The organism is Moorena sp. SIO4A5, assembly GCF_010672005.1.
In the GTDB taxonomy this organism is placed as follows: Bacteria; Cyanobacteriota; Cyanobacteriia; order Cyanobacteriales; family Coleofasciculaceae; genus Moorena.
The window spans coordinates 23206-41967 of record NZ_JAAHHZ010000010.1 but is presented as its reverse complement, the minus strand read 5'-3'; the positions used below and the strand labels follow the sequence as shown (position 1 = coordinate 41967).

General features: G+C 43.8%; 12 protein-coding genes. 5 read left to right on the top strand and 7 right to left on the bottom strand.

The features are described 5' to 3' along the window. Positions 1 to 205: 205 nt before the first annotated feature. From F6K57_RS06445 to F6K57_RS06435, 3 genes are all read right to left on the bottom strand, one after another. Positions 206 to 2575: a CHASE2 domain-containing protein gene (locus F6K57_RS06445; protein ID WP_293065874.1), complete on the bottom strand. Its 2370-nt coding sequence runs from the start codon at positions 2573 to 2575 to the stop codon at positions 206 to 208. A gap of 158 nt (positions 2576 to 2733) precedes the next feature. Next, positions 2734 to 4275: a DUF1822 family protein gene (locus F6K57_RS06440; protein WP_293028564.1), complete on the bottom strand. Its 1542-nt coding sequence runs from the start codon at positions 4273 to 4275 to the stop codon at positions 2734 to 2736. A 69-nt stretch (positions 4276 to 4344) separates the two neighbouring features. Further along, the gene (locus F6K57_RS06435) at positions 4345 to 6108 is read right to left on the bottom strand and encodes a hypothetical protein (protein WP_293065872.1); all 1764 of its coding nucleotides are present in this window, start codon (positions 6106 to 6108) and stop codon (positions 4345 to 4347) included. A gap of 171 nt (positions 6109 to 6279) precedes the next feature. On the opposite strand from F6K57_RS06435, the gene F6K57_RS06430 reads away from it, so the two are divergent. The 3 genes from F6K57_RS06430 to F6K57_RS06420 all read left to right on the top strand — a co-directional run bounded on the left by F6K57_RS06430 (position 6280) and on the right by F6K57_RS06420 (position 10758). Next, positions 6280 to 7878 (top strand): gamma-glutamyltransferase family protein, encoded by a 1599-nt coding sequence (locus tag F6K57_RS06430; protein ID WP_293065869.1) that lies wholly within the window; start codon positions 6280 to 6282, stop codon positions 7876 to 7878. Positions 7879 to 7885: 7 nt separating this feature from the next. Beyond that, positions 7886 to 9076: a WD40 repeat domain-containing protein gene (locus tag F6K57_RS06425; RefSeq protein ID WP_293065866.1), complete on the top strand. Its 1191-nt coding sequence runs from the start codon at positions 7886 to 7888 to the stop codon at positions 9074 to 9076. A 209-nt stretch (positions 9077 to 9285) separates the two neighbouring features. Beyond that, positions 9286 to 10758: an aminotransferase class I/II-fold pyridoxal phosphate-dependent enzyme gene (locus F6K57_RS06420; RefSeq protein WP_293065863.1), complete on the top strand. Its 1473-nt coding sequence runs from the start codon at positions 9286 to 9288 to the stop codon at positions 10756 to 10758. Here F6K57_RS06420 and F6K57_RS06415 read toward each other — a convergent pair. Next, a complete protein-coding gene (locus F6K57_RS06415; protein ID WP_293028549.1) occupies positions 10755 to 10919 on the bottom strand; it encodes a hypothetical protein in 165 nt (54 codons plus the stop codon). The genes F6K57_RS06420 and F6K57_RS06415 overlap by 4 nt on opposite strands. A gap of 247 nt (positions 10920 to 11166) precedes the next feature. Between F6K57_RS06415 and cbiT the strand changes: the two genes are divergently transcribed. Together cbiT and F6K57_RS06405 are read left to right on the top strand one after the other, a co-directional pair. Then, positions 11167 to 11769 carry a precorrin-6Y C5,15-methyltransferase subunit CbiT gene (cbiT, locus tag F6K57_RS06410; RefSeq protein WP_075897007.1) on the top strand — a complete coding sequence of 201 codons (603 nt, stop codon included), beginning with the start codon at positions 11167 to 11169 and terminating at the stop codon, positions 11767 to 11769. Between the two features lie 91 nt (positions 11770 to 11860). Next, positions 11861 to 12766 (top strand): phosphatidate cytidylyltransferase, encoded by a 906-nt coding sequence (locus F6K57_RS06405; RefSeq protein WP_293028543.1) that lies wholly within the window; start codon positions 11861 to 11863, stop codon positions 12764 to 12766. A gap of 466 nt (positions 12767 to 13232) precedes the next feature. Here the strand turns inward: F6K57_RS06405 and F6K57_RS06400 are convergent, their stop codons facing one another. From F6K57_RS06400 to F6K57_RS06390, 3 genes are all read right to left on the bottom strand, one after another. Next, a complete protein-coding gene (locus tag F6K57_RS06400) occupies positions 13233 to 13895 on the bottom strand; it encodes a hypothetical protein (RefSeq protein ID WP_293028540.1) in 663 nt (220 codons plus the stop codon). A gap of 306 nt (positions 13896 to 14201) precedes the next feature. Continuing rightward, a complete protein-coding gene (locus tag F6K57_RS06395) occupies positions 14202 to 15836 on the bottom strand; it encodes a CHAT domain-containing protein (protein WP_293028537.1) in 1635 nt (544 codons plus the stop codon). A 206-nt stretch (positions 15837 to 16042) separates the two neighbouring features. After that, positions 16043 to 18517 carry a protein phosphatase 2C domain-containing protein gene (locus tag F6K57_RS06390; RefSeq protein ID WP_293065858.1) on the bottom strand — a complete coding sequence of 825 codons (2475 nt, stop codon included), beginning with the start codon at positions 18515 to 18517 and terminating at the stop codon, positions 16043 to 16045. Between the last annotated feature and the right edge of the window lie 245 nt (positions 18518 to 18762).

Here is an 18762-nt window from a genome sequence, read left to right as displayed (position 1 = left end):
ACACAATATTTTTACCCTCTTAGCTCTTAGCTCTTAGCTCTTAGCTCTTAGCTCTTAGCTCTTACGTATTATGACTTCACTGCTCCCTGCTCCCTCAAAACATGTACCTCACCTAATTGAAAACCGCTATAGCCTTTACATTTGAGATGTAAACATAATCGCGATTAGTAAAGGCTAGATGCCAACAGCAATAAGCAAGAGCTAATCAAGTATCTAGGGATTTTTGGTAATATAAAAAACTGTCATCCTTGTTTACATTTGATTTAAAAATGCTATAAACTACGATGGCTCCACTGGTTGCCACTAACGCCAAGGCTGATGGTATAAAGGGTATCCATCCCCCTTTGAGTAAGAGACCATAACAGACTCCAGATAAGAGGCTGATACCAACAAAAACAGCAACTCCCAAGTAGGATGGGGAATGTAAACGCCAAACTAATAGGCCTCCCACCACAGACCAACTACCAATCCAAAGCACTTCCCCCCACTGTGGCAACCACCAGAGCAAGGGTCGCTTATCCAAAACAGCACTAATAATCTGACTACTCATCTGGGCTTGAACCATAACCCCAGGTATTTTGTCAGACCATGGCCCTTTAGTATAGGGAGTCCGGTGTAAATCCTTTGAATCTTGACCCACCCCAATCAAGACAATATTATCCTTGACTAAATCCGGCAGTTGGGAGTCCAGTTTACCCTTGAGTAAGTCTTGAAGATGAACGTATTTGGGATTCTTGGCACGATAATTAAGGAGTATCTGATATCCCATTGCATGTTTTGGCTTTAACTGATACCCACCAGCATTGTGTGCGAATTTCCGAAACACCACATCACCGATTTCTACATCCCCTGCTGAATTTCTCTTCATCGGCGGGATTCCCTTTTGGGCTAGGTAATTCAGAGCGACTTGTAAACTCAGAGAGTAAGTAGTATTACAAGTATCCCAAGAGTTAATCCCTAAGCTCATCCCTAGAAGTTGGCGGCGGATAATATCATCTGGGTCACGAGGCAAATCACTAAAGCCAATCTGTTGTGATGCCATACCGGGTGGTGAAGCGATACCAGGCTGATCATTACTTTCCATTTGGCACACCGCAATGAAACGGGGATTTTGTTTCAATTGAGTAGCTAAGTTGGGTTCAAACTCGAAATCATGATAAATATCTAAGCCAATCACTCGCGGTTGATAACGGTTGAGTTTCCGCAACAGTTGTGCCAGGGCCGTATCGGATAATGACCCTTTCCTAGACCAACCCATCTTGTCCTGATACTGAATATCTGGTTCATCCACCGCAATTACTAAAACCCGCTCATCCCGCTTTTCAGGTGGTTGCAGAGCCATGAGATGGTCGAAAGCATGTAATTCTGATCCTTGTAACAGCCCAAGCGATCGCATTGTGATCACTGCGATAGTGACAATCAAACTTACCAGTAAAACCCTTGAGAGTTTGGGTTTATCCTTGAGATAGGATCCCTGAGTCAAGTCGTCCCAAGTTGGTGGTTCCAGAGCAGGATTCTGGAATATCACTGGTAACCAACTGGCACAGGGATAGTTATCTTCTACCTCCTCCTGCAATCTTTTCCGGGTTTCCCACACTGAATCCGATATGGATTTTTTCTTTGTGGCAAATGCGTTGAGAAAATACCTCAAAAACTTCTGAGCTACCTCATCTGGCACCCGTTCCCGCATTACCAGGGTTGTCGAGATTGGTAAACTAACCAATTCTGCTGCTAATCCTAACCCATCACAGGAATTAAAAATAGCCAACTTTAAACCATTCTTAATCCCATTGATTAGACCATACTTTAACTCCTCAATGGTAATGCTTTCATCCTGATTGATGTAAAACCGTCCTTGGCAATTATTATTATGGGTAAAACTATGACCAGCAAAAAACAATATATCCCACTTTTTATCCCATAATTCCTGGCTTAATTTTTTTTTGGGGGGACTGATTAAGGGGACAATTTCTGCATTCGGTAATTCCTCCTGGAGTAATGCTAAATCATGCTGGATATTAATCCCGGTGTCATCTCCTAGAATTGCCAATATTCTTACTCTATTTCTATATTGGTCGATTTGTTTTGAGGATACTGGAAATTCTGAAGGACTGAAATTAACCTCAATATCACAATCGGACAAGACATCCCAGAGATGCCAAGGCAGTTGCCAAAGTTTGATATTATTAGTTTGAATAATAAACCGAATCTTGCCATGGTTCGATAAAGCTTTTAACACTTGATCCCGGAAGCGTTGAAACTTTCTATCGGTTGAATTTAGCCAATTATTGATCGCCTCTTGTAAATCCTGAGCTGAGTTGATAACTGAATAGTTGGTTATTTGTTCTGGGGGAGCTATAAGTTTCCGATGCACTTTGATTCTCCCTTGAGCACGATAGCTTAAGAGCCAACTGTCACACAATTGGTTAATCTGAGGTGCTGGTGGTAACCAACCATCAATTTCTCTAGCCATTAAATTATTTTCATTGGGATCAATCCCAATTTTTAGGATAACTAGAAACCCCTGTTTAAAGTCACCATCGACTATTTTTAATGTTACTAAACTCGTCGTCATTTTTCATTCAGTATTATTTAATTTATTTTTAGTATTTTTTAATTTTATTATGAAAAACGGGGAATTTATAATTATATATTATGCCTTCTGGCTTCTGGCTTCTGCTTTCTGGCTTCTGGCTTCTACATTCTGACATACAACCTTTAACCCAAGATAGGTTACAGGAAAAACTCTTTGGAAAAGCTGGCATCTCCCAGTACCAGTTTTACTATAAACCTATCCCCCCTTTCGCCATTAAACTCTAGTTGGATCCAATTATCAGCACTTCTCGACTGAGCCGACAAGAAAATTTCTCCCTGCTGATCAAGTACTAGCAATTCGAGATTAGGTTTTAGATATTTACTCTTAGTAGGATACACCCGTAAGTGAACATTAATTCCCCCATCTGCTTCAGGTATGAAAGTAACCATAAATGCTACTTTGCTCCCATTCAGTTGCATTTCTAAATCAATTATCTTAACTCGCCTAATCCCAGCTTGGGGATGATTTGGGTCAAGTTTTCCCAAACTGACAGCGGCTTGGCGACGTAAGTCATGATCGTCAGTAGTATTGATCATCTCAGCAAGCAATGCGATCGCCTCTAAGTTACTATGACCAATTTCACCCAATAATTCTATAGCGGGTAAGTTAGTTTGTTTACTGCTATTGGTTTTTAATAGTTTAATAATTGCGGTCACAGCTTCAGGGATATTTTCGGTAAAGGGGGAAGATGCTGAAGAATTACCGTTCAAACTATCTTTCAAACGAGTCGGTTGAGACCGGTAAGCTAAGGTTAGATTAGGGTTACCATTACCTGATCGAATTTCCTCAACAGTTTGCCAACCAGCCTCCAGGAAATTATCCAGCCATGAGAGTAAGTTTATAGATGGCTTACGAGAGTAAACTAGGGAACGTTGTTTATATAATTCCTTGCGCCATTTAGAATTTGATACCAGTGCCTGCCACTTAGCAAAAGGAATATCTAGCCTCGGAGAATAAGGAGTTTCCTGGCTCAATTGCTTGATTAACGTTGTTGCTTCATCAGAGGATAATCTTGGCATTGGCTTTACTAGCAGTTTGGGACTAGGAGCAAGTTCTTCCGTTACCCACATCACATTCAAATCTTCAATTAAATCTACCGCATCCACAGCGTAGGTTTCATCGATGATGTCATAGTTACCATGATCACGTAACTGTTGATAAGTTGTGTATCCCAACACCTGTAACCAGCATTCTTCTAAATTCAGTTGCATCGCCACATAATAATGACTAGCCCACTCAGGAATATCAACCCACTCTCGCGGTACTCGCAACGCTGTAAAATTGATTTCTTCACTAGGAATTAATACCAGTCGCATCTGGTTTAGCTCAACAGCTGTACCATTCACTACGTCCCAGAAACTTGGTAAATCCCCCAACTCTGGCCATACTAATGGTTTGTTTAGTGGTGTATCTAGTGGTTTGTTTAGTGCTTTGTCTAGTGCTGTTTCTAGTAAATTTGGTTCTGTTAAATTTGGTTTGGTTAAATTTGGTTCTGTGTCCAGATAACTTAAAAACGTATTCAGACAGAGACAATTCAGATACGCTCGCCAATAAGCAGCTTGGTTAGAATAACCTTGAGCTTGGGTTTGTTGCCATGCTTGTTCTCGTTCTTCTGGGGAGAATTCTATCAATACTTGGTCTGGGTGTAGGCAAGCTAAATCCTCTAAACGTAATTTCATTGACTCATCTCCTGTTTGGTTAATCGTTAATTGGTATTTGGGATATTTGGTGTTTTAACCTTTCACGTTTCAGATTTCACTTTGCCTACATGGCTTTTGCCTGTTTCCTGATTGGGATTGCTCTAGTAGTGCCTGATTTTGCTGGAGCCACCGCTCAATAAATTTAGCGCTCGCTGGCTTAGCTGATTTGAATTTAATCAGTTTTATAGCAAAATTTTTCTCAATCACTACCTCAAATTTTGGTTGAATTAATTCCCTTAAAATCTGGTTGCTGCTAATTAGTTGTTTTTTTTCTATATTACTAAGCTTTGTCGTGATTATTTGATCGACAATTTCATCATAAATTTTATCAATAATTTTAGCAAATAATTCTTGACTATCAGCACTTAAGTAAGATTTGAGATAGTTATTAATATAGTTAGTTTGAGTGGTTTGATTAAGGCGCTGTTTGATGTCTTGGGAGGTTAGAGTTGTGCTCATAGCATCCTGAAAATAAAAGGTTACGACTGCCTTCAAAATCCGTTTAAAATAACGTTGAAACTGGCGAGCCACTTGATATTGCTTTTTCAACCCGAAAAGCTCGATAAAATCTTGTTGATTGATGCCTAGACCAAGCCAAAGTCTTAGGGATTTCTGAGCTAGCTGATCTAAAGCCGTAAATTCTTTTAAGACAATAGTCCTGACTTGATTCAACTCATCCTTTTCTTCCTCTTGGATTACCACCTCTAAAGGATTAGATGCTATATCAGTAATTTCCCCATACTCATCTAAAGATACTGAATTCCTCTGTTGAGACATCCGCACCGCTTGGATGCAAATGGCTAGCATTTCTTCAATGTGCTGTTCGCGTAGGGTGGGCGTAGCCCATGTGCTGATTGCTGTTCGCGTAGGGTGGGCGTAGCCCATATGCTGATTGCTGATTGCTGAGTAACGTACTACTTGTCTTAACCAATCTGAATCTCTTCTTTTAGGGTTATTCCTCTCAAAATCAGCACTTGTTAACTCAGAATTAAGCATTGTAGTTAACCGATTTAACTGCTGGTTGTAACGAATAGCAATTTGGTGAAGCTGTTGCTGACTTAGGAATTTAATTGGGTAATTATGGCGAGGATTACCCTTGCTGCTGGGAGGATACATCTCGTTAAAGTAGTCTTTAAAGGATTGCCAAGCCAGACGATAATATTTTAAATATTGATTAGTGATTCCATAGTTATTAAGTGCTTGCTCAAGTTCGGTTTTATCCAAATATCGCAACAAGCCATAATCCGAAAATTTGATAGATTTTAACCTGAGTTCCTTGGCGACTTGATTTCTAATAATTCGCTTGAGGGCATTGAAAGCATAGGCATTGATAGAAGACTTAGCATAAAAATTAAATCCTCTGAGGAGTTTAGCTGGCTGGCTGGCTGCTTCACTAGCAATGATGAAACATTCTTCTACAGGATAATGTAACGCAAGATTATAAGATTTGCTTAACTGATGAGCGATCGCTTGAGCTGCAGACCAACAAACAAACTGTAGGTAATTGAATAAGAGCTGATCAGATAACCTTAACAATAACAGATAAGCTCTAATCACCACTATCGGAGGATTAGTCATGGATAAAATCCGGTAAATACCAGATGCTTGTCTCAACTGATATAAGAAGCAACGAGCCCACTCGGCTTCGCTCCTGTCTGGCTCAGACTCGACTAGATGTGCCATGAAACCCTCTAATCTAGAATTAGACTCAAAAACCGGATCGATCCCCCTATTACCTTGGCGGTCTTTTAAATAAATAGATGTCGAAAACGGTTTGATACCTGAGTTGTTATCTGAGTTGTTAGTAGGCATTGATTATTTACCGTAGCTTGTAGTAGCACTTTAGCCTAACTCCTAACTTGAATCCATTCATAGCTCAAACAACTAAGTAGAAGTAAACCTCATTAGTTACTTAGTACCCAAGCTTAGGGGTTATGCAGCTTCTCTATAAAATAACTAGATAATAGTTCACCAGAGAAAATTATGCTCAAGGGTAACTTAACCCATTATCCCTACCCATCAAGACGAAGAGTGGTCATGGGTAATCGATTTGCTGTAGCCACCAGCCAATCCCTAGCCACCTTAGCTGGTATGGAAATGTTTTGGGCTGGAGGCAATGCCGTAGATGCTGCTATAGCCACAGCGATCGCGTTGACAGTGGTTGAACCTACCTGCAATGGTATCGGTTCTGATGCCTTTGCTTTAGTATGGGATGGGTCACTCCATGGCATCAATGGCTCTGGCAAAAGCCCTCAACACCTGACCCTTGAGCATTTTGCTGGCATGAGTCACATTCCTGCTATCGGCTGGTTATCGGTAACAGTGCCAGGAGCGGTATCAGCATGGCGTAGTTTGTGGCAACGGTGGGGAAAGCTACCCTTTGAGCAATTGTTTGCCCCAGCGATTAGATACGCCGAAGCTGGATTTCCGGTCTCCCCAGTCACCGCAAGAGCTTGGAAAAAAGCGGAAGCTCTGTACCTCCCCCTGACCGGAGCAGAATTTGAACCATTTAAACAGGTATTTTTCCCTAACCAGCGCGCACCAGTAGCTGGGGAGGTATGGGGGAGTAACGATCATGCTAAGACCTTGAAAGCGAACGCAAACAGTGGTGGTGAGAGCTTTTATCAAGGGGAAATTGCTGATGCGATCGCAAACTTTGCCGCTAGCACTGGTGGCGTGCTGACCAAAGTTGACCTAGCTACTCACCAAGCTGAGTGGGTAGACCCGATTTCAACTAACTATCGTGACCTGACCGTATGGGAGATTCCCCCCAACACCCAAGGGATGGCGGCATTAATGGCATTGAATATAATCGAAGGTTTTGACTTAAGCCACTATCCCCGTGAATCAGCCCAAAGCTATCATCTACAAATCGAAGCCATGAAGCTAGCCTTTGCTGATGTTCATCGCCATATCACTGACCCTCGGTTTATGGAACTCCCAATCGAAACGCTATTAGACCATGGGTATGCCAGGGAACGCCGGAAGTTAATTGGGGAAAACGCGATCGCGTTAGCAAAACCCGGTTTACCCAAAGGTGGCACAGTTTATCTAGCAGCAGCAGATGGGGAATTAATGGTATCCTTTATCCAATCCAACTTTCAAGGCTTTGGGAGTGGGATTGTTATTCCTGGCACTGGGATTGCCTTGCAAAACCGAGCCTTGGGGTTTACCCTAGAATCCGGTCATCCTAATCAAGTCGCACCAGGTAAGCGGTCATATCATACCATTATTCCCGGTTTTCTGACTCAAAATGGTCAACCTCTAGGGCCCTTTGGAGTTATGGGAGGTCCCATGCAGCCTCAGGGACATGTACAGGTAGTGGTTAATCTGGCAGATTACGGGATGAATCCTCAAGCTGCTCTAGATGCTCCCAGATGGCGATTTGTGGATGGGTCACAAGTCCTGTTGGAACAGAGTGTACCCCGTCATATTGCTCTGGAGCTAGCTGAGATGGGTCATGACATTCAGGTTATGGCCGATAGCATAAATTTTGGTAAAGGTCAAGTAATCTTGCATCAGTCAGGGGTTTTGGTAGCGGCATCTGAACCCCGTGGTGATGGATTAGCGTTGGTAGGATGAAGGAGTAATGACAATCCAACTAATGTTTAGTGAAAGATTAATCCCGCTGTTGACTATATCTAGCACTACGGTTATCTTAACTATGGCTACAGGGATAGTCTATCCGGTAACCCTAGGACGCTCACATTATCAACAACCATTGCTAGCCCAGTCGTGGCAAGAGGCTCAGCTGACTCAACTAATTTCAGGTCATCGGTCAGATGTTAATTCTCTTGCCATTAGTCCAGATAGCCAAACCCTAATTAGCAGCAGTAAAGACAAAACCATCAAGTTTTGGAATCTCAGGGATGGTAGGCTACAGAGGACGATCAAAGACTTTACCAGAACGCCCAGTTCTCTAGTAATCAGTGCTGATGGTAAACGTCTCGCTGCCGCAACAGAAAGACAAATTAATATCTGGAACCTAGAAACTGGAGCACCACCTCGTACCTTGAAAGGACATACGGGTATAGTCAGATCAATCGCAATTAGTCCCGATGGCAAAATCCTAGTAAGTGGCTCTCCTGACAAGACCGTTATGGTGTGGGATCTCCTCACTGGCAAAACTTTAGGCACCATTACCGATCATTCCGACTGGGTTACTGCTGTTGCCATTAGTCCCGATGGAAAACATTTGGTTAGTGCCAGTGGCGGGTCAGATCGTTCCATCAAGATTTGGGATTTGTCCACCCTAGAATTGCGGAAAACCATCTCAAAACAACCTGGTCAGATTTCTGATCTTGCCATTAGTGAAGATAGCAACATCCTAGTTGCTAGTGTTGATAAAATCGTCAAGTTGTGGGATATTAACAGTGGCGAAGAATTAGCTATCCTCGAAAGTCACTCCGCACCAATTCTATCCATTGCGATTAGTTCCGATGGCAAAACTATCGCTAGTGCTGGTAGTGATCAAACTATCAAGCTATGGGATGTAGACAGTAGACAATTGCTGCGCACTCTATCTGGACATGATGGCTGGGTTTGGTCAGTTGACATTAGCCCCGATGGAAACACTCTAGTTAGTGGTGGGGAGGATGGTACTATCAGGATTTGGTCGTTAGTCCTGAATCCCATTAGTTTTGAACAGGAAATCAAGAATCGGGAATCGGGAATCGGGAATCGGGAATCGGGAATCGGGAATCGGGAATCGGGAATCGGGAATCGGGAATCGGGGGAAGTCTTACTTGTAGGGTGGGCAAAAACAGTTTGGTTCAAATGAGTATTAATGAAATGATTGCTTTGCCCACCTGACTTGAATTGATATTTTTTTTACTTGATTATATTATTAGGCCACGAATTCCTTTATTGTCCATGAGGGATATAGTTTTTCGCGATTCCCTTAGCACACTGGTTTTTAATCCCTGCTAACCTGACAAAGGTTTAAAATTGGCTCAATTTTTGATAAGCTAGAGCCATGGGGAAAAATTTGTGAATAATAGACCACCTTCTCAGGAAAAGACACCTTTATTAGACGCTCTGCGGGCATCAGCCCACAAGCCCCATGCGGCCTTTTATACACCAGGACACAAACAAGGCAAGGGAATACCAGAGCCATTAGCGGATTTGCTGGGAAAATCAGTATTTAGGGCTGATTTGCCAGAATTACCGGAGTTAGATAATCTTTTTGCTCCAGAAGGGGTAATCCAAGAAGCCCAAGACCTAGCAGCAGCAGCCTTTGGTGCTAGAAAAACTTGGTTCCTAGTCAACGGTTCCACCTGTGGGGTGATGGCTGCTATAGTAGCCACCTGTTATACCGGGGACAAAATCCTATTACCGCGCAATATCCACCAATCCGCGATCGCAGGATTAGTCTTGTGTGGTGCTATCCCCATCTTTATTAACCCCGAATACGACCCATCAACTGACTTGGTTTATAGCATAACCCCAAGTGCAGTTAACCAAGCCCTGACTGAACATCCGGACACCAAAGCAGTGATGATGGTCTATCCCACCTATCAAGGAATCTGTGGTGACATAAAAGCGATCGCTAAAATAGTTCACCAACATAATATTCCCCTACTGGTGGATGAAGCCCATGGACCTCACTTTGCCTTCCATCCCGATTTACCCCTGGATGCCCTATCAGCCGGAGCCGATTTAACCGTACAATCAACTCATAAAGTACTCGGTGCCATGACACAGGCATCGATGTTGCACATTCAGGGCAATCGCATTGATGCTCAGCGCTTGAGTAAAGCATTACAACTAGTTCAATCCACCAGTCCCAGTTATTTACTACTCGCTTCCCTAGATGCCGCACGACAACAAATGGCACTCCATGGAGAACGACTGATGAGTCGTACCTTGCAGCTAGCCCAGGATGCCAGAAGTAAAATCAGCCTTCTTCCAGGATTATCAGTTTTAGAACCGATAAAACCCCTAAAATTCCAAGCCCTAGACCCAACTCGCTTAACCGTAAGAGTGACCGAATTAGGATTAAGTGGATTTGAAGCCGATGAAGTTCTTCATCAACAGCTTGGTGTCATAGCGGAGTTACCAACACTTCAACACTTAACCTTTATCATTAGCCTAGGCAATACCCAAACCGATATTCAGCAACTTGTACAAGCTTTCACCAAACTTGCCCAAAATCATGACAATTCCTCCACCGAGCAACCTGTCTTCTGTAACTGGCAACCAGCAATCTGCAACCTGCAACCCTTACTTTCCCCCCGTGAAGCCTTCTTTGCTGCCACCGAAACCCTACCGGTAACCGAAACCATAAACCGGATCAGTGCCGAATTAATCTGTCCCTATCCACCAGGAATACCAGCCCTAATGCCAGGAGAACAAATCAAATCAAATACTATTGAATACCTCCAAAAAATTCTCAGCTTAGGTGGTTCAATTACCGGTTGTAGCGACCCCAGCCTCCAAACCCTAAACGTCATCATTGACTAATTAGGTGAGGTACCTCGTCCTGGCTTAATGGGAATAGGGAGTAGGGAGTAGCGCTGCAAAGCGGTATTGGGGGTTTCCCTTAATAGGAATAAAATTGAATGTACCTCATAAGTATGATCAAGGCTATAATATTTGTAAATATTTATGGTTATTTCGTACAAAGGGATGCTAATTTGTAATAATATTGAGCTCCTATTTAGGATAAAAAATAAATTATAAAACTATCAAAAATCGACACAGTAATCGTTTTAGTCGATTACTGTGTCGATTAAACTTAAAAAAATAGCCTAACAGGTAACGAATCGCTGTATTTATAATACTCTTTATGTGTTCTATACCTCAAGTGGTTAGTTTAATAAATCAAAATAACTAAAGGAAAAAAAATACCCCGAAACCTAAATACCACAAATGTCATCCCCAATTTGGCCATACATTACTCCTGGAATCCCAGATCACCTCTTTGAACGCCTACCCGGTATTCCCTTAAGTAAGCGAGAAGTCAGGCTGCTGATCATTTCTGCTCTACGACTAGGAAGCCAAGACCGGTTGTGGGACATCGGTGCTGGAACCGGTACCATTCCTGTAGAAATTGGACTACTGTGTCCCAAAAGTGAGATTATTGCCGTAGAACGGGATGAAGAAGTAGCCAACCTGATTCGACACAATTGCGATCGCTTTAATGTCACCAACGTAGAAGTCATCGAAGGTAACGCCCCAGAATGTCTCAAAGATCTACCATTGAAACCCCACCGAGTTTGCCTTGAAGGAGGACGACCAATCAAAACTCTACTCAAAGAAGTCTGGCCCTACCTACAATCTCCAGGGAGGATAGTCGCAACCACCAACAATCTAGAAGGACTCTATGCCATCTCAGAAGGCTTAGCGGAGTTACAGGCTCGCAATATCGAAGTCGTTCAGTCAGCCGTCAATCGCCTAGAGACACGGGGGAATTATCAAACATTTGCAGCAGTTAACCCCATTTTTATTCTTAGTGGAGAGAAGTTAGAGTAAGGAATAGACCCATTCAGGGAACAAAATTAACAATAATAATATAAATAATCTGTTCTTGTGTCAGAACAGGAGTGTCAAAAAAAAACGTCATATGCCCTGGTTACGGATTTTTAGTGGAATAGTTGCGATCGCCCTGGCGATGGGGATGATCTTACTTGGGGGATGGTATTTTACCATCGGCTTCTGTGTCATTGTCTATTTAGGTCAGTTAGAACTTTTTCAACTAGTAAAAGCGAAAGGCATGGTGCCAGCAACCAAAAGCACCATGTTTGTGTCTCAGCTACTACTAATTACAGCTACCATTTCACCAACCCTGGCTGATGCGGTGTTTCCCATTGCTGGAACATTTATTTGCTTTTACTTACTCTTCCAACCCAAGATAGCAACCATTGCGGATATTGGGGCTTCCATATTGGGTTTACTCTATGGTGGTTATCTGCCCGGCTATTGGGTCCGTCTGCGAGTAGGTTTGACTGAAACGTCCTCCCTAGCTAGAGATGCTACAGTCGCCGCTACCAACCTACCCGGGAGTGGATACTGGTCTAATTTTTCGATAAATCTGAGTCACCTACCTGCTGGGTTAAGTACAACTCTCCTAGCATTTAGCTGTATTTGGGCAGCAGATATCGGAGCTTACACCTTCGGAAAATTTTTTGGTCGCACTCGCCTTTCTATGATCAGTCCTAAAAAAACTGTGGAAGGCGCTATATTTGGCCTTGTCAGTAGTATTGCTGTAGGAATCGCAGGAGCTTGGTATCTGAATTGGCCGTGCTGGCAGTTGAGTGGCATGATGCTCGGAGTAATCATTGGTGTAGCTAGCCTCTTAGGAGACTTAACGGAGTCCTTAATGAAACGGGATGCTGGTGTCAAGGATTCCGGGCAATTAATTCCTGGTCATGGTGGCATTTTAGATCGAACAGACAGCTATGTGTTCACTGCCCCTTTGGTGTATTATTTTGTCACTCTGTTACTACCACTGTTACCGACCTCCCTGTAGTCTGGTTTCAAGGTCAGAATTGGTTCGGTTGATTGATGGCAATACGCAATACATTGATGGCAATACCAAGTTGCGCTACCTTGACTTCGATTGTTAGTTGAGTAGACTAAAAATTTATAGCGGTTTCCAGCTCAGTAGAATACATATTAGCTTCTGGGAAATTCCCACTGCAATCACCAGCTGTATTCGAGAATAAAAACCTGAAAACCGCTATAAAAGTGCATTCTGGATTGGGTAGACGGTAGAAAACACACATGAGCAGATGGGAGTAAATGGTGCTACATATCAATGCAACTTGGGATAACTATCATGTCCGGATTATAATTAATGTAGGCAAAGACAGAACCAGCAAACGGTTTTTTTGGTTCAAACCCAGCTTGGTGCTAATCACTAATTACGAATTACGCTAATCACTAATTACGATACTAATTAATTAAGATGATTAGTGAGATGATTAGTGAGATGATTAGTTACTAGTGTGATTGTTGAGTTCGAACAGAGCCGAATGAGCTACTTCTAGGCTTAGGCGGACTTGTTCTATAGAAGACAAAGAGTGCCACTGTTCAGATTTAACTGAACCACTGACATTCATGGAGTCTGAGCTACTGCGCATGGCGTAAGCCCACGGACGAGCTAACACCAATAGATCGTCTTCTGTCCAGTTTTGTAACAATGGCTTGACACAAAGCACAAGTTGCTCTGCTAAGGACAAGTTCTTGTGAACAACCTCTTGAGCTCTCGAAGCGATCGCTTCGAGCCATTCTGGAGGCATGCAAGAAGCACATCCGTTAGCTAAAGCTGCCTTCAACGAGTCAATGGTGGATTCGATGCTCGATTCGATGGTTGATTCGATGGTTGATTCGAGCGGTAATTCCCAACACTGATTTAGTCGCTGAAAAAAGGCAAGAGATTCCTGAGCAATTTCCTGGTGATCTTGGATTTCGTCCAGGTAAAAACCTGCTTCTAGCTTAGCAAAATAAGCTTCTGCTTCTGGATGAGTTGGATCCCAAGGATAAAACTCCTCTTCTGGCTGTAATAGTAATTCTAGTAGTTCTTCTTGGATTTGAACCGAAGTATCCTCAAAATATGATTGTTGATGTTCTTGATATTGAATAGCTTGGCTGTTCATAATGCCCCTCCTGTTTGGGTTAGTAGATGAAACCTGACATAAAATAGCTACATCAATTTTTGAGGAAGTTCCGCAACAGCTGAAAAAATAATCTGGACTTCTCAGCGCGTGTTTAATTCCCATGGCAACACCACTTTCGTTCCTCAACTTATGTGTGATCTATGTGAGCTATTGAGAGAAGCTCTTAGGTAGACAGCCACTAGTTGCAATTTGACTCTAAGCAGTGTTTAGCGTGAAACTTCCATTGTTAACAGCATAGTTAACAGCATAAGCTGCACTTTATCCTCGGCACGAGGATAGTCCGACTCAAGATTCTGGGGAGTCAATAATAAACTCGAAGATCTGACCACGAGGACCACCAAACTTAAGCTGAATACCCGACCTTAGCTGAACTTCCTGATGATGAACGGTTTTCCAACCATTATCGATTAATATTCTCGTCCCATTACGAGAAAAATCCCTCAAGAAGTAAGTTGGATCCGAGCCTTGGTCAGTGAAAGCATCACGGCAGATAATTTCAGCATGTTGCTTACTAACACAAACTTCGGGAATCACCAAATCGTTGTAAGATTGTAGGCGTCCCACTCGCATCACTCCACCTCGAATCGGCCAGACCTGATCGGTTTTTCCAATCGAACGCAAAGATGCCGTTGGGGCAGGACTTTCAACCCAGCTTGAGGTGATGGTGGGCAGTTCTGTAATTCCTTCTCCCACCGGTTGGATTAATTCCCCTTCAAACTGAGGATGCATATAAAGGATAGGCAAGGTCCAGGCTGGTTGGTTAAACTTGTAAAGGGTCAACAGGTGCTGTCTGGCCACAGCTACAGCATGGTCAATGGGCATCCGCTCTGCCAAGGCTTGGGCGAATGCTTTAATAAAACTCACGGCTTCTTGGTCAGCAATGGAGTCCCGCATCCCCAAAACTGCTGGAACACCTTGGTGAATGAGCACCTCAGCTAAACTACTACGGGGAATGGTTTGGGAATTCACTTGGTCAGGTTTGGCACTCCAACAGGCATTGAATACAGCTAAGGTAACCTGGGTGCGCACCAGAACCTGAGCCAATTCCGTACCACTAATTTTCGCATCCGAGCGTAAAAATAGCAAACCTCCGTCTGGTGCGCTTTCACCATGACCGGCATAGAATAGGATGTTATAGGCACCGGTTTCCAGTGCTTTAATCAGTTCAGCTGGTGTCGGTTGTATTAGTTTTGAGACGTTGCAGGTAACTGGTGGAACGGATTGGTTCCTAGAAGTTTGAGCGGCTCTACCAGCTTGAAGGGCATTTACCAAGGTAGCCGCTTCTTTTTCGAGATCCAAATTGGTAGTCGAACCATTAAATTTTTGAACCTTCTCTCCTAGAACTAACAAAATATTGAGAGCCTGGTGGGAGCGCAGGGGTTCGAGGGCGTCTACATCACTAGTTGTGCGGCTAAACAGGATTTGCTGAGAAAGGGAAATTGCCTGTTTACCCGCCATGGGTTGTATAATTTCCCAGGGGAGGGGAATGAAATCTGGAGCGCGGACTTCCAAGCGCAGGCGAAGGGGTTTATTTTGTCCCAAGGCAATGCCTTGACTTCGTTCGAGGGCATTGCGAATTGAGCCTTGAAACAGCCACTGCCACAGGTCAATGCCCAAACCTTGCATCAAACGACCACTGTAGCTAATCTCCGGACCTGTAGCACCGTTTTGATTCTCTGAGAGCAAAGTTGTGGGATACTGGTTGTGATGACCACTAATCGGCACATGGTTTGAAAATGGGGAAAACATTTCCTGCCAAGCCAGCCAGGACTGAGTCATGTATTCAGACCAAGTAGAATCATGATGAACCATACCCCCTGGGTAAGGAGCTTTCAGCACCCAGATAGCCAGGTTTTCTCTGCCAGCGGCAGATAGACGAGCGATCGCTAAACTGAGGCAAGGATTTTCGATACCAGACATTAAAGGTTCATCATTATAGGGAATATACCGATGTTTTGATCACTCTATCGAGTCTTGGGTGGTATTGGCGCTATCAATAATGAGGAATTGGTCATTAGTAGGACATCATTAGTTTCCAGTTCTTAGTTGAGGAGTTGAGTGGTTAGTCAGAATCAATGGTGATCTAAAAATTAAAAGCGATAAGCTAATAACTAATTTCTCAAGACTTAGGGAGATTCAGGAGGTTTAGGGGTACTAGACGGAGGCGTCTTTGTCTGACATTGAGTGGCGTGTTTTGGGGTTGGTGTAAAATTACGAGCCATCATAGGTAAAATCTCCTTTTCTCTTATCCACCCTTCTTGTCCCTGTGACACCAAGGTAGCAGAGGGTTTAGTCTGCTGAGAGTTTAACGGTTCTGAAGATGAGCCAACTTTGGGGGAGCTAGCCGTTTGATCCGATGGAATATCCGATGGAATATTAGTTTGTTCGGTTCCAGGTGAGCAAACTCTTAATTTAATCCACCAAGTCTCTTCCTGAGGATACCTTGTTCTAGTAATAACCTGCAAAACGCTACCAGCAGGAACTCTCCCAAGGATTGATTGCTCTTGAGGCTTAACCAAAAGTTGTACAGTTGGACCTACTGTTCTAATAATAGTATCTTGCTTTTTAATTAAGGCAGCTGACTGAGCCTTGGTCGCGGAGTCAGGGGTTTGTGCTGGGAGAGGTTTAGTTTCTGGACTCTGTGTAGGGGTTTTAGAACGGGTTATTTCTTGCTCCTTACCGAGACTCAAAACCCCACTCAGGAAGCGATTTATCTGTCCACTCGCCTTTGGACTCAACATTGGACTCAACAGATAAACGACTACCCCTCCTAAGACCAACAGCACGAATATGCCCAACAACAGTCTCCCAGTCTTCTCAGGAGAGGTTGAAGCTGAATAAGTAGGATTTTGGTCACCAGAGGCATCCCCCTCTTCCATGAGGTTAAGTGTGAGCAACGCTGTTTTTTGTTCATCAGTAGAAGCGGGTTGCTGATCACTCTTAACGAACATTACAGTATTGTTGGTCTCGAGAGTGGGAAGGGATTCTAGCTGTGGCGGTGATAGTTGGATTGGCAAGGAAGGCTGGCTTGGTGTGACTTGACAGTAAATCAACGCCACCGTAACATTGTCGTGTCCGTTTTTGGTATTAGCAAGCTCAATGATGCGTTCTGCTGCTTTCTTCAAATCAATTTGACCGTCGAGAATGGGCAGGATTTCTGTTTGCCAGTACTGCTCGACTCGGTCATTGTCACTAAGACCATCAGAACACAGCAGAAACACACAATCTTCATCCAACACCAAGCGCTGTACAGTCGGGTGCAGTGTGGTTGATGAACCCATGCCTAAAGCCTGCACTAGGGCACCAGATGTTGGTTGTTGTAGAGCATGTCGGTAAAGGGTATATCCAAGCCGCACCTCTCGAGACGCTAAATCATCATCTAGAGTAACTTGGTGACAACCATGGCGACTCACCCAATAGATTCTGCTATCCCCGACATGGGTAATGTATATTTCATGGGCATGGGTTCTAGCCATGACCAAGGTTGTTCCCATACGCTGCCGATCAAATCGGTTCTCATGATCATTGCGTTGGCTAATGGAGTCATTGGCAGCACAGACAGCTTTTTCCAATTCCAGGGTTAGAGTGGTTGGGTTCCACACCTTCAGTTTAGCTGGAAGTTGTTTGAGCTGTTGTCGGAGAGTGTCAATCGCCAGTTGGGAGGCAATTTCACCACCTGCTTGTCCACCAATGCCATCGCAAACCATTGCCAAAGCTTCCTTACCTCTTGAAGAGCTAATTAGCTTACCACTAGGAGGGTAGCAAGCGTCTTCATTGTGGCTACGACCCGGACCGGTATCGGTACGAGTGAGAGTCTTATAGGTTCTCGATTGCCATGACCGGCATTCAAACAACCCTTTCGCCAGTAATGCTAACAGCTGCTCTGATGTCTGTATCTGTCCTTTTGTAAGCTGGGAACAGAGTTGTTGGCAAAACTCACTAATAACAGGGGAAGCCCCCTCAAGCAGTTGTGACCACAGCTGACCCAGCTGTTTTAAGGTTGGTGCTGGCGTTTGATCAGGCTGCAATTCCAACAACCTTAGCAAGGCTCCTTCCACCCGCACCAGGTTTGATTTCAGTAAGCTAGACGCTACCCCTTCTCGGCTCAAAGGTTGCCACAGTGAAGCCCATTGCTGCAGCCAGTTGAGTTGGCGTACTGGTGAGGCATCTTTCCAGACGCTAGTGAGTTCTGGTGACAGTTGTCCAAGAGTATTAATGTTCCCTGTTGCCTGAATTGGTACTCCTTCGAGTAACCAAATCTCTTTGTTATGCCTTGGCTGAGGTGTTAGCAGACCATACACTTGAGGCAGGTGTAATCCATAGGAAACCAGTCTCAAGTATGGGGTTATGGTTTGAGGAATCTCTAGTGGGGTCTCTGGCGGTACCGCTGGTTGAGTATCTAAAAGAACACGAGAATGAATCAGGAGGTAGCGCTTAGCAATAACTTCTCCCGGTTGAGCGGCTTTTATGCCTGACCCAATAGCCCACAAGTATCGTCTGAGCAGCGGCGTGCGACATTTTTGGCAGAACTTGTTGGTCTGGGGATTGGGAGCCTGACATTGATGGTTTGGGCAGTGGAGCGTTGCCGCCGGATTGTCCATGAAACTCTTTGCTGCTAAAGATAGCCTGATGGAACCGGGTTAACATTAGCACAGCTTTCTTTGAAGGAGTGATGTGCCAACAAAGGAAGTGCCAAAATCAGCCCATTGATTACAGATTGTAGCGCTTGACTTACGGGCTGGTTAATGATTTACGTCAATAGTGAATGAATTCCCCTGAAACATTCGTTCGCAGCAATGATTACCCTATGGTCTATGGGGAAGGTCAGCATTAAGTTTTATGTATT

Coding starts and splice junctions, on each gene's coding strand:
- F6K57_RS06445 (WP_293065874.1), bottom strand. CDS start 2,575: ATGACGACGAGTTTAGTAACATTAAAAATAGTCGATGGTGACTTTAAA.
- F6K57_RS06440 (WP_293028564.1), bottom strand. CDS start 4,275: ATGAAATTACGTTTAGAGGATTTAGCTTGCCTACACCCAGACCAAGTA.
- F6K57_RS06435 (WP_293065872.1), bottom strand. CDS start 6,108: ATGCCTACTAACAACTCAGATAACAACTCAGGTATCAAACCGTTTTCG.
- F6K57_RS06430 (WP_293065869.1), top strand. CDS start 6,280: ATGCTCAAGGGTAACTTAACCCATTATCCCTACCCATCAAGACGAAGA.
- F6K57_RS06425 (WP_293065866.1), top strand. CDS start 7,886: ATGACAATCCAACTAATGTTTAGTGAAAGATTAATCCCGCTGTTGACT.
- cbiT (WP_075897007.1), top strand. CDS start 11,167: ATGTCATCCCCAATTTGGCCATACATTACTCCTGGAATCCCAGATCAC.
- F6K57_RS06405 (WP_293028543.1), top strand. CDS start 11,861: ATGCCCTGGTTACGGATTTTTAGTGGAATAGTTGCGATCGCCCTGGCG.
- F6K57_RS06400 (WP_293028540.1), bottom strand. CDS start 13,895: ATGAACAGCCAAGCTATTCAATATCAAGAACATCAACAATCATATTTT.
- F6K57_RS06395 (WP_293028537.1), bottom strand. CDS start 15,836: ATGTCTGGTATCGAAAATCCTTGCCTCAGTTTAGCGATCGCTCGTCTA.
- F6K57_RS06390 (WP_293065858.1), bottom strand. CDS start 18,517: ATGGACAATCCGGCGGCAACGCTCCACTGCCCAAACCATCAATGTCAG.